The organism is Formosa sp. F44 (genome assembly GCF_056238645.1).
Window position 1 is genome coordinate 1,122,100 of record NZ_JBWDLJ010000002.1, and the last position, 11,871, is coordinate 1,133,970.

The 11,871-nt window shown below is 31.3% G+C and carries 12 protein-coding genes and 2 pseudogenes; 10 read left to right on the top strand and 4 right to left on the bottom strand.

All coding sequences use genetic code 11. The features are described 5' to 3' along the window. Positions 1-56: 56 nt before the first annotated feature. The 3 genes from AC0UBM_RS09940 (at position 57) to AC0UBM_RS09950 (ending at position 3,269) form a co-directional block, all read left to right on the top strand. The gene (locus AC0UBM_RS09940; protein ID WP_475688496.1) at positions 57-1,349 is read left to right on the top strand and encodes a DUF445 domain-containing protein; all 1,293 of its coding nucleotides are present in this window, start codon (positions 57-59) and stop codon (positions 1,347-1,349) included. A gap of 650 nt (positions 1,350-1,999) precedes the next feature. Further along, positions 2,000-2,806 carry a hypothetical protein gene (locus AC0UBM_RS09945; RefSeq protein WP_475688497.1) on the top strand — a complete coding sequence of 269 codons (807 nt, stop codon included), beginning with the start codon at positions 2,000-2,002 and terminating at the stop codon, positions 2,804-2,806. A 61-nt stretch (positions 2,807-2,867) separates the two neighbouring features. Further along, positions 2,868-3,269 (top strand): hypothetical protein, encoded by a 402-nt coding sequence (locus tag AC0UBM_RS09950; protein WP_475688498.1) that lies wholly within the window; start codon positions 2,868-2,870, stop codon positions 3,267-3,269. 48 nt (positions 3,270-3,317) lie between these two features. On the opposite strand, the pseudogene AC0UBM_RS09955 reads toward AC0UBM_RS09950, so the two are convergent. Continuing rightward, a pseudogene (locus tag AC0UBM_RS09955) lies at positions 3,318-3,464 on the bottom strand (IS110 family transposase); the annotation flags it as partial. A 59-nt stretch (positions 3,465-3,523) separates the two neighbouring features. Here AC0UBM_RS09955 and AC0UBM_RS09960 point away from each other — a divergent pair. The 6 genes from AC0UBM_RS09960 to AC0UBM_RS09985 all read left to right on the top strand — a co-directional run bounded on the left by AC0UBM_RS09960 (position 3,524) and on the right by AC0UBM_RS09985 (position 8,846). Continuing rightward, positions 3,524-4,516, top strand: coding sequence for an alpha/beta fold hydrolase (locus AC0UBM_RS09960; protein ID WP_475688499.1), 993 nt, complete (start codon positions 3,524-3,526; stop codon positions 4,514-4,516). A gap of 347 nt (positions 4,517-4,863) precedes the next feature. Then, the gene (locus tag AC0UBM_RS09965) at positions 4,864-5,502 is read left to right on the top strand and encodes a hypothetical protein (protein WP_475688500.1); all 639 of its coding nucleotides are present in this window, start codon (positions 4,864-4,866) and stop codon (positions 5,500-5,502) included. Positions 5,503-5,861: 359 nt separating this feature from the next. After that, positions 5,862-6,680, top strand: coding sequence for a serine hydrolase domain-containing protein (locus AC0UBM_RS09970; RefSeq protein WP_475688501.1), 819 nt, complete (start codon positions 5,862-5,864; stop codon positions 6,678-6,680). 65 nt (positions 6,681-6,745) lie between these two features. Continuing rightward, on the top strand, positions 6,746-7,135 hold the full coding sequence (locus AC0UBM_RS09975) for a hypothetical protein (RefSeq protein WP_475688502.1): 390 nt from the start codon (positions 6,746-6,748) through the stop codon (positions 7,133-7,135). A gap of 236 nt (positions 7,136-7,371) precedes the next feature. Then, positions 7,372-7,953: a MiaE family protein gene (locus tag AC0UBM_RS09980; RefSeq protein ID WP_382384194.1), complete on the top strand. Its 582-nt coding sequence runs from the start codon at positions 7,372-7,374 to the stop codon at positions 7,951-7,953. A 422-nt stretch (positions 7,954-8,375) separates the two neighbouring features. Continuing rightward, a complete protein-coding gene (locus AC0UBM_RS09985) occupies positions 8,376-8,846 on the top strand; it encodes an OsmC family protein (protein ID WP_475688503.1) in 471 nt (156 codons plus the stop codon). Positions 8,847-8,954: 108 nt separating this feature from the next. Here AC0UBM_RS09985 and AC0UBM_RS09990 read toward each other — a convergent pair whose 3' ends face one another. Together AC0UBM_RS09990 and AC0UBM_RS09995 are read right to left on the bottom strand one after the other, a co-directional pair. Then, positions 8,955-9,404 (bottom strand): response regulator, encoded by a 450-nt coding sequence (locus AC0UBM_RS09990; RefSeq protein WP_475688504.1) that lies wholly within the window; start codon positions 9,402-9,404, stop codon positions 8,955-8,957. A gap of 35 nt (positions 9,405-9,439) precedes the next feature. Further along, positions 9,440-9,604, bottom strand: a complete 165-nt coding sequence (locus AC0UBM_RS09995) for a lmo0937 family membrane protein (protein WP_414035995.1) — start codon at positions 9,602-9,604, stop codon at positions 9,440-9,442. Between the two features lie 280 nt (positions 9,605-9,884). Here AC0UBM_RS09995 and AC0UBM_RS10000 point away from each other — a divergent pair. After that, positions 9,885-10,043: pseudogene (locus AC0UBM_RS10000) on the top strand (ferritin-like domain-containing protein); the annotation flags it as partial. 146 nt (positions 10,044-10,189) lie between these two features. On the opposite strand, the gene AC0UBM_RS10005 reads toward AC0UBM_RS10000, so the two are convergent. Then, on the bottom strand, positions 10,190-11,158 hold the full coding sequence (locus tag AC0UBM_RS10005; protein ID WP_475688505.1) for a YpdA family putative bacillithiol disulfide reductase: 969 nt from the start codon (positions 11,156-11,158) through the stop codon (positions 10,190-10,192). Between the last annotated feature and the right edge of the window lie 713 nt (positions 11,159-11,871).

The following is an 11,871-nucleotide window of genomic DNA, read 5'->3' on the forward strand; positions in this document are numbered from 1 at the left end:
TAGAGTTACCAATTCTCAGTTTTTATTATAACCTTGTCTAGTAAATAGAAGTTATCATGAAAAAAAACAGATTAGGAAATCGGTCCTTGGCCATCGCCGTTATTTGCATGGTGGGATGTTTGGTTTTAAAATACTTTAATATCTATCAGGGCGATGGGTTAGAAATTCTACTCGCGGGTTTCGAAGCCGCTGTTGTGGGGGGTGTAGCCGATTGGTTTGCCGTGCGTGCCTTATTCCAAGAGATTCCTATTCCTGTAGTTAAAAAGCATACCAATATTATTGTAAAAAGTCGAGAGAAATTATCGGCTGGTATTGTCGATTTGGTAAATAATGAATGGCTGTCTAAAGATATGATTCGTGATAAAATTGAGGGAGTTTCTCTAGCAAAGCCAATATTAAATTATTTATTAGAAGACGATAATCAGGAAACCATTCGAAAAACACTAAAACCTGAACTAGAAGCTTTAGTTTTAAAACTAGATCACGACGATGTTGTACATACGCTAGAAGGTATTATTAGACCCGCACTAAAGGGTAATAATTTAGCCGAGCCTTTGGGGAATTTACTAAAGCAGACCATAAACCAAAAAGATCATTATGGTATTTTAATGGTTTTTCTTGACGTATTGAGAGATAAAGTGAGTTCGGAATCTACTTACCAATTTTTGGTTACCGAAGTTCAAGTTTTAGTAAATAAACAAAAAGAAGGTTCTCAAGTAAAAGGATGGTTAGTTGGAGCTGGACAGTTTTTTGGCGCCATAAAACCACAACGTATTGCCGAAGGTATACAAGATCAATTAATACAGCTTATAGAAGATATACAAGCAAATCCAGAAGATCATAAAATTATTATGGCTTTAGACGCGCAGTTGTACGATTATGGTGAGCGGTTAACTTCTGGAGATGAGAATGCGCAAGCCGATGTGAATCAGTTTGGAGAACAATTTTTAGAACGATTACTGGATTCTGGCATTGTAAAACAAGGATTAACACGCTTAAAAGTGATGGTTAAAGCACATCTGTTTGAAGACAAAAACGAGTACACCGATTTAATCCGTGATAAGGTAAATACCATGTTGCTATCTTTTCAGAACGATGATTCAAAGATTAAACAAACCGACCTGTGGTTAAAATCTACTTTACTTCAACTTATCGATACCCATCATCATAAAATAGGGGAACTGGTTGGCGAAAGCTTACAGAAATTATCGAATGTAGAATTGGTGAAACAAATAGAAAGTAAGGTCGGAGAAGATCTTCAGTATATTCGTTTAAACGGAGCCATTGTTGGTGGTATTGTGGGAATGCTGATTATGATTATCAAAATTTATGTATTGCGGATTCATTAAGTCTATTGGTTAGGTATCACATTAATAATGGATTTATATACTTGTATACACTTTCAGTTGAATGATTTTGCAAGTTTTTTTTGTAAGTAATAGATTACCTGTGTGTAGGAATAAAATAATCGATTTAATGCTTAAACCCTCTTTGTTTAGGTGTTAATCGAGTTTAATTCCGGTCTTCTTCGGGAATGGGTCTATTTTTAAAAAACACACTAAAATAAGGGGTGAAGAGGTACTGGAGAAGACTCGAACAAGACTCGAACAAAACCCCTAGCAAAACAAGGCTCGCATTTGGGGTGGTTTTACTCCATTTTCAACCAGTTTTTGAGCCACTTCAAGGGTTAAATACCATGAAAGATGCCCCAATAGGTCTTATTGAGGGTGTTAATACATTTTGTAGGAAAAATTTAAAGGGAAGTTTCAAAATGTAATCACTAGGCGTTTTTTAGTATGTATAAGGATAATCTTTTTTTTTATACAAGAAATCACATTAAAGATGTATTAAAAATCATATTTTAGAGGATTATAAACACCATACAAACATGGAGTTAACCGGAGGCTGAAACCTGATATAGGTGGCTTTTGTTTGTATCTGAGGAGTTAGCGGTAATGTGCCCAAACTCATAAATAGACATAGATAATCAAAAAATTAGATGAAAAAAGCAAACAAAAAAAATTTAACTTTTAGTGGAGTTTTTCTATATCTAAATAACGAAAAATTATCTTTGGAAAATTTCCAAGAACATCTTCCATTAGGTTCCTATACAAATAATAATGAAAATAAAGTTCAAATTTTTAATATTGAGTACGAAGATAATTATCTGAAAATGAGTTTTGCAGAAGGCAGTGTTGGTCCACGGAATCCAAATGTTTATAATTTTGAGACGAACGAAGAAGAACCAAATCCAAGACAGAAAAATCAAGTAGAGCCAAGACAAACTTTTGCTGTTATTGACTTTAATAGTAGTTTTTTATGGATTAGTAATTCAAAAAAAAGAACAGCTGTTATCGGTTTACTAAAAGATAAATTTAAAACATCTTCAATCGTCTTAAAAGAAATTTATGATGAAAAACAATTCATTGAAATGTTAAAAAGTCTTGATAATATCAAAATTTCAGCAGTACCAAATTTATTTAGTGATTCTGGAATATTAAGTCAAACATTATCACAAGAAATTAATGGATATGAAGCAAGTATTGCTACATTAAGCTTTTCATATGACAACAGAATAACAAACAAATATTTAATTGAAAAAGTAAAATCAATTTTTGATCAAAAAAATTCTTTAAAAAGTATCGTAATCGCTGGGAGAGATGAGAATAATCTTGGAATGTTATTCAATACTGAAGGTTTTTCAAGAAAAATTGAAATTGAAGCTCAAGTTGATGAAGATGAAATGTTTTCTTTAGAAGATGTTTACTATAAATTAATTATAAAAATTAAAACTGAAAATGCTTAAAAAAATAATCTTCATTTTAATTTCATTATTTATAATTACATTTTTTTGTTCAAAATTCGATTTGAATATTAAAGCATTTGATGTTATAGCAACTTTTTTATCAATAACGACAGGTTTTACAATAACTGCATTATCTATTATAGCAACTTCCCCATTTTCTAAGAATTTGTATAATCAAGAAAGTATAAAAAATAATTCCAAGACTTTACTTCACGAACTTGTAGATAGTTTTAAAATCTCTATGATTCTTTTTATTCTAACTATTGGATCAATTACTTTTCTAAATTTATTTCAAGATAACTATACTTTCAAAACTTTCGAGTTTAGTGGTATTCATTTTACAACAGATAAAATTTTAAAATCAACAATATTATATTTTTCAATTCTATCTTTTATTTCATTTATAATTTTATTTAATACTTTTTCTAAATTTGTTATAAAATCTGGTAAATCAATAAAATAAAACACTATCGCAAACAAAGTACTGTGGTAAATAATAAGTAAAAACTCATTAATTTTTTACTAAAATACTTCTATGAGAATCATCATATATTAGCCCTGATTTGGCTATGGCAAAAGCCTGTTTTAAAAGGGGATTGCAGACTGCAATTAATACTAGTTTTTAACTCTTCCCTTTGGCTACAATTCGTATAAAAATAATTGCTAAATTAGGTGCTTAACACGCAACAAACCAGATACAAACCGTTACCCACAATTATGAAAAAAACTTTTTTGCTTATTTTATTATTTTCCTTTGCAATCGTTAGTTCTCAGAATATCTATGATTATGAAAAAGAAATTAGCAATAAAGAACACTATGATTTTAAAGAAATTGACTTTGAAAATACAAATGAAAATTTAAAACTTTCTGGAACCTTAATAACACCAAAAACTGTTTTTGAAAAAATAGTAATTATTGTACCTGGAAGTGGACGAGACACAAGACACTCTCATTTTGTGTTAGCAGAAGAATTTTTAAAAAACAATATTGCTGTTTACAGATTTGACGAGCGTGGAATTGGAAAATCTGAAGGAGATTATTCTGAGTTAGCGGGAGATTTGTCTACGGATTTAAGCTACGCATTAAAGGAGTTAAAAAAACAATTTCTCGATAAAAAAATTGGGATAATAGGGCACAGTCTTGGTGGAATTGCAACTCTTAATGTTATTAATAATGATTTAGATTTCGTCGTTTTAATTGAAACACCAATTATAAAACATGGAGCTTTTCTAATTAACCAATTTGAAAGGAATTATGAAAATAGTCTTCCAGAAGTAATGCGCAAGGGAAAAACCAAAACAGAACTTACGTCATTTTTGAAAGGATATGTAGACTTAATAAGTAAAAGCACACCTAATTCTAGTAAAAAGGAAATAAAGAAATATATCAGAGAAAAAGGATTTAATAAAAGATTTATAGTATTATTACATGACACTTTTTTAGTAGAAATGGCTAGAACTAATTTAGAAGATACAGTTAAGAATCTTTCTGTAAAAACGTTATACCTTACAGGAACAAAGGATAAAATTATTAATCACAAGCAAGAAGTTGATTTAGTAAAATCTTTTAGAAATCCTAATATTGAAATAAGAGAATTTGATAGTCTGAATCATTATTTAACCAATAGAAATGGTAAAGTTGGCTCATCACTTTACGAAATGGATAAAGAACCGCTCAATATGATTATTAATTGGATAATAGAAAAATAACTGTGCCTAACACCGGTAACCGTTGTACTAGCTCAAAATAAATAGTACACCTTTAATTAAAACCGTCTTTAAAGACGGTTTTAATTTTTACACAATTAATTTTAGGTGATTTACAAGGCCTTAAAAGCGATTTAATAGCTTTATGAAAGGTGTTTTTGAGACTAAAATAAAGCGCAAGTGCTCTGCATCACTTTTAGTGCGTGAACTGCCTTTAAACACAGGATAGAAATTACCCTAGGTTTGATGGAATTGTACTATTTTTAGAGGTATTGACTTTAATAGGCTTCTTCGCTGGGATAAACTCATGTTTATTTGGTGTGATTGGGAGTTGTGGTGCATATAAGAAAATGAGAACTAACATAAAAATATCGTTTCTGATTTTAATGATTTTGAAAATAATCGGATGTCAAAACTCTGACAAAAATGAAAAACAGTTATCTCAAAAAGTGTATGGAAAATGGAAAGGAGAAAATGACAGTCTCGGAGTTGAATTACGTTATGCACAATTCAAAAAATGGAATGACTTACTGGAACGGACTGAAAAAATTGTGTGCAATGATAGTTTGCCAAAATTAACTTTAAAAACAGAGAATGAATTAAAAACCATTTATTTCCGCAATCCTTGTTGGGAAGATTTTGCTTGTATTTTAATCAAACAAAAAAATGTGATTGAAATTCATAACGACACGATTAATAAAAATGATGGAAATTTCTTCCCTTTAGATAGTTTGGAAAGCGTTTTAAAAAGGGATTTAGAAAATTATGGCAAAAACCCAAAGTTAAGTGATAATCCAGAAAAACTGTTGGTTTACATTTCTTATGACAATAAAAATGGATTTAAAAATTTTCCTAATACTTTAAACGCACTGACTGAAACCTACAACCGAATTACAAATAAGACCGATATTAAAATATGGCTGAATGAAAAAATATATTTTGTTCCGCCACCACCACCGCCAATGAGTGAAATTGAATTAAATGAATAAAAAAAATACGCACCACAACACCAGTAACCGTTGCACAAGCCAATACTAAATAGTTCAACTGTGATAAAAAACCGTCTTTAGAGACGGTTTCTGTTTTTATACAGTTATATTTTAGGTGATTTACAAGGTCTTAAAAGCGACAAAATAGCTTTATAAAAGGTGTTATTGAGACTAACATAAAGCGCAAGTGCTCCTGCATCACTTTTAGTGCGTGAACTGCCTTTAAACTCAGGATAGAAATTACCCTAGGTTTGATGGAATTGTACTATTTTTAAAGGTATTAACCTTAATAGGCTTCTGTGTTGGGATAAACGCATGTTTATTTGGTTTGATGGGAGTTGTAGCCAATACGAAAAAAAATGAAGATAGTTTTAAAATTCACAATACTAGCCATATTAATTTCATCTTTTATTTCGTGTAAATTAACAAGATTCGCTGTTCATAATTCAGCAAATATAGATGATTATAAAGTATTCAAAACGAGAAAAATAAATAACACAGAAACCAAATTCAACTTTAAAAAAGCTAACGAAATTAAACCTTTCGATACTTTAAGTTATACATTTAAAAACAGCAAAAAAGAATATCATAAAAAAGAAGGTTTTGAGAAAATTTTAGAGGACAATTCAACGGTAGCATTTATTGTTGTTAGAAATGACTCATTGATATATGAAAAGTATTTTAATAAATATAATAGGGATTCAAAAGTAAATTCATTTTCAACTGCAAAATCAATTTTGTCTTTGCTTATTGGTTGTGCAATTGATGATGGTATTATAAATTCTATTGATGATAAAGTAATAAAATATATTCCTGAATTAAAAGAAAATGGATTTGGAGAAATCAAAATCAAAAATCTTCTACAAATGAATTCTGGAATTGATTTTAAAGAGGTGTATAGTGCTTTTACAGATGCAGGAAATCTTTATTACGGCAGAGATTTAATTAAAGAATTAAAAAAACTAAAAATTAAATATCCAGTCGGAACAAAATTTCACTACAGTAGTGGAGATTCCCAAATACTTGGTTTAGTTCTAACAAGAGCATTAAATGACATATCGTTATCTACCTATTTAGAAAATAGAATTTGGAAACCTTTGGGAATGGATTATTCTGCTAGTTGGAGTCTGGATGATAAAGGTTTAGAAAAAGCATTTTGTTGTATAAATNAGTTCTAACAAGAGCATTAAATGACATATCGTTATCTACCTATTTAGAAAATAGAATTTGGAAACCTTTGGGAATGGATTATTCTGCTAGTTGGAGTCTGGATGATAAAGGTTTAGAAAAAGCATTTTGTTGTATAAATGCAAGTGCAATAGATTTTGCGAAAATTGGTAGACTATATTTGAATAATGGTAATTGGAATGGAACTCAAATTGTGTCTAAAAATTGGATTGAAAAAACTATTGAATATGATGAAAGTATCAAAATTAATCCTGAAAAATATTTTTACAACTATAATTGGTATTTGAATCCTAATGGAACTTTTTATACTGAAGGTTTCAAAGGCCAACATATTTATGTCGATAAAGCTAGTAACCTAGTAATTGTACGATTAGGAGAAAAATTTGGAGAAATGAATTGGCCTACATTTTTTGAACAATTATCGAAAGACTATAAATTGAAATAAGTACTGGCTACAACAAAGTACTGTGGTAAAAAACAAGTAAAAACCACTTCATGTCTCACTATAATACTTCTATAATTATTATCATAGGTTAATCCTGATTTGGCAAAAGCCACACCTTTAAGATTACTTTGTATCACAGTATGCCACGCATCGCCATGCTACGATTAAAAACACGGTTGCAATTGCAATTACACCTATTATAATTAACTTTACAAAAAAAACAGTAAACCATGAGCATGCTTCACCTAAAACTAGAAACCGATCCGCGCTGGGTGACCATCGTAGAGAGTAATATTGAAGAAATACTTACAGATCATGCTTGGTGCGAGCAAAAAGCAGCCACAAATGCCATTACAATTATCACCTATAATAGTGAGCATGAAGACCTTGTTACCGCACTATTAGAATTAGCTAAAGAAGAGCTAGAGCACTTTCAAATGGTACACAATATCATTAAAAAACGAGGCTATACTTTAGGGAGCGAGCGTAAAGATCATTATGTAAACCAACTCTATAAGTTTATGAATAAAGGCGGAAATAGGCAACAAAGTTTTGTAGACCGCTTATTGTTTTCAGCCATGATAGAAGCCCGAAGTTGTGAACGCTTTAAATTACTATCTCAACGTATTAAGGACGAAGAATTATCTAAATTCTACCACGATTTAATGATTAGTGAAGCTGGACATTACACCACATTTATCACATTTGCTAGACAATACGGAAAAGGAATTGATGTGGATAAACGCTGGCAAGAATTAGTCGCCTTTGAAGGAGAATTAATTAAAAGTTACGGAAAAAGCGAAACCATACACGGCTAGGCGCATGGCTATGTTAGTAGTCGTTTTAAGTAAGACATAGAGGAAAATTGGTCGATAATGTTTTGTCTTTTCGGCGTGGATTGAAAGAAGAGGAAAGAGAACAGAACATAGTAATAATAGTATGCAACGATTAGGAGCACAATGGAGTTATTGAGAAATTGTTTCAATGACGATACGTTTCAAATGCCTATGATCGATGATTGAATAAACTTACAAAAAGGCACTATGATTCATTATGATTGTAAAATCGATAAATTCATTGAGAAAGAAGTATATATAAATGGTTTTGAGAAAACGTATAAACCGAAATAAACGACCCACATTTAAGTACTGAGGTAAAACGAGTATTAAAAAAGCCATTAATTTCTCACTAAAACACTTCTGTGAGTTTCGTCATTGCACTGTTACAAAACCAAATTACTATGCCTACACCCTTTCAATTTAAAATACAAAACCATTGGGATTTAGAATCTGCTCAAACAGAATTACAATCTGGCGGTTCTTTAAAAACGCACCAAGTCTTTTTAGAAAATGGAAAAAAGATTGAGGTTTCGGCAGCAAAATCGTTTAAAGGTGATGCTACAAAATACAATCCGGAAGAATTATTAATGGCAGCCTTATCGTCTTGTCATTTTATGTCGTATATGTATGTCTGTCAACAAGCAGGTATTACGCTTTTAAAATACGAAGATACGGTTGAAGGCAGTTTAACTTTAAATGCCGATGGAAGTGGTGCATTTACAAAAATGGTTTTACAGCCTAAAGTTTGGATAGACCACACATCTCAGAAAATACAAGCTGAAGATTTACATAAACAAGCATCAAAATTGTGTTTTATTGCAAACTCATGTGCGTTTCCCATTGAATATAAGGTAGAGGTTCTGGTTGCTTAATTAGATGAGCATGCTCACAACAGCCACTGTCATACTATATACAATATGCGCCCCAACAAGCTGAACATAAAATGGAAGCTTTGGACATTGTGGCGGATTGTCATGCAGTTATTCTAAAGTCAGTACAAATTCCCATGGAAAAGTTGGGTCCGCCTTAATAGATTCCAAATAAAGCAAGCTTTTAGATAACAACAATTTTAAGTTTTGGAATGAATTTGGTTTCACTATATATAAATTGGCTCCCTTTTCTTGTAGGGCTTCAATTTTAGTAGTTTCCAAATTGTTCGAATAGATAAAAATGGGAATATCACGTAACTTTTTCTCATCCTTTATATCGTGTAAACATTCAATACCATTCATTAAAGGCATATTTAAATCCAGATAAATGGCTTGTGGTAATGGCTTGGCAGGATTTAAAAGATTATCCATTAAAGTTACACCGTTATCAAATGCGGTAATACTAATACTTGGTCGTATATCCTTAAAAACATCAACAACTAATTCTCGGTCCTCTGCGTCGTCATCGGCCAAATATATTAACAAGGGTTCTTCAAACATATATATTGCGTTAAAAAGCGAAATGGATTAAAATCTTATAAACCGCGGCCAGAAATAATGTTATATAAAATAGCGATTATGGCAATGACTAGAAGAATATGAATTAAGCTCCCTGTACCTATACCGGCAACGATTCCAAAAAAACCTAAAATCCATACGATAATACAAATAACTGCAATTAACCAAAGTAAACTTCTCATAATCTCGTGTTTTTAAATTTATGTGGTAGTGCGATTTTCGCTCTAACTATAAGATAAAATTACAACGGTTTACCATCATGCCTTAACTGCAACGCATTATATTATTAACCCAATCCCTTTGCTAGATGTTAAAAGGGAATACTTGTTTATTCTATTATGAAGGTTTGTAATTCTTGAAAAGCACGATGAGTCTTGTTTATGGCGCTACCTGTTATTGGTTTACATGGTACTCGATATGATGGACGCAGGACGTATTGCTGAAGCATAACGTGTAGAATATTACGATATTTCTGCTTTCGGTACAGCATTACGTTATGCTAAAGCATTAGGTTTTGATGCTATTGCTGAAAAATTGCAAAGCACAGATGAGGTTTACATTGCCGATAATAAATTAGATAAATTGGCAGACAGTAGATTGAACGAAAAAGCGATACGCTAAACTGAGTTTTAGTTAAATCACTGCCCATAGATTAATGTTGGTATTCTACATGTTATCTATGGGCAGTTTTTGTGAGTGTATTGTAATACTAATCATAATACACTATATATATAATGTAAAAAGTGAACGCTATACTTGAACCTTGACTAATGTTTCCATTTTATATGATTCACAATTTGCTTCGCATGAATTCTGGAATTTTCGATATACCATTTATGAGTTTCTAGACCGCCACAAATTACACCAGCAAGATACAGCCCTTTAATATTGGTTTCCATGGTCTCTTCATTATAATTAGGAACGTATTTTCCATCTTCAGAAAACGAAATGCCAGCGTCTTCAAGCAATTTAATGTTGGGCTGATATCCAGTAAGCGCTAAAACATAATCGTTTTTAAGGTTGAGTGTGCCGTTAGGTGTATTAATAGTAACCGAATCTTTTCGTATGATTTCAATTTCAGAATTAAAGTGTGCTGTTATCGCACCTTCAGCAATCCGATTCACAATATCAGGCTTTACCCAATACTTAACTCTTTTGCCTATTTCGCTGCCTCTTATCACCATAGTTACGCGTCCGCCTTTACGGTAAATTTCTAAAGCAGCATCTACAGAGGAATTACTCGCGCCTACTACAATAACATCTTGCATGCTATAAGGATGTGCTTCTTTATAATAATGATTTACTTTGGGTAAGTCTTCGCCTGGAACGTTCAACTGTGTAGGTACGTCATAAAACCCAGTTGCTATAATTACTTTTTCCGATTTGTAAGTTGCTTTACTGGTTTCTACAGTAAAGCCGTGTTCTTCCTTGTTTATGTTTTTAACTTCTTCGTATAAATTAATATGTAGGTCATTTGTAGTCGCTACACGTCTGTAATATTCTAGAGCCTCATTTCGTTTGGGCTTGGGGTTATTACTTATAAAAGGAATGTTATCTATCTCTAGTTTTTCCGAAGTAGAGAAAAATGTCATGTTTAAAGGGTAGTTGTATATGGAGTTTGTTAACGCACCCTTTTCTATTATAAGGTAGCTTAAGTTGTTTTCTTTACAGGTTTTGGCACAAGCTATACCAATGGGACCTGCTCCTATTATAATAATGTCTATATCTGTATTCAAAATAATATCTGTTTAATGATGATTTTGCAACGTATTAAATTATATGGAAAATCCGATGTCCTAAAAATACTATAACTAACGTATTTAACCATGAAGATTTGTTTCTAATCTAATAAGACGTTTACATATTATAATAGAGTAGGGGGTTGAGGTAATAACTTACATATATTATAGTATTTTATGCATGGTATTCTTATATAAAGAATACAGATAAGCCGTTCTCATAGGTGTATTTTGTATTTTAAAGCAAGTAGATGGTTGATATTTTAAAATAAACCCAATTGTAACCCATTAGTAACAATGTGTTTACAAATTATTTCAAAAAAAGGTTATAATAAATTAGTTATATAGAAATAAAAGGTGGTATATTTGCACCCGCTTAGCGACACAACTACGGTAGTTTAGTTAGGCAACACGTTCATTAACAGAGTCATATTTATCGAATTTAGATTAGTTTCAAAAAAAGATAAAAAAGATTTGTTAGTAACAAAAAAGGGTGTAAGTTTGCACCCGCTAAAAACGGCAACGTTTTTAGAAAAGAAAGTTCTTTACAGATTGTTTTGATGGAGTTAGAAACGTTTTAAAAACGAGTCTAAAAAAAACTTCAAAAAAACATTGTGAGATTAAAAAAAGGGTTTTATATTTGCACCCGCTTAACGAGGAAACGAGTTAAGAAATAAAAAGAGAAATAAGTTCATTAACATATTGAATTG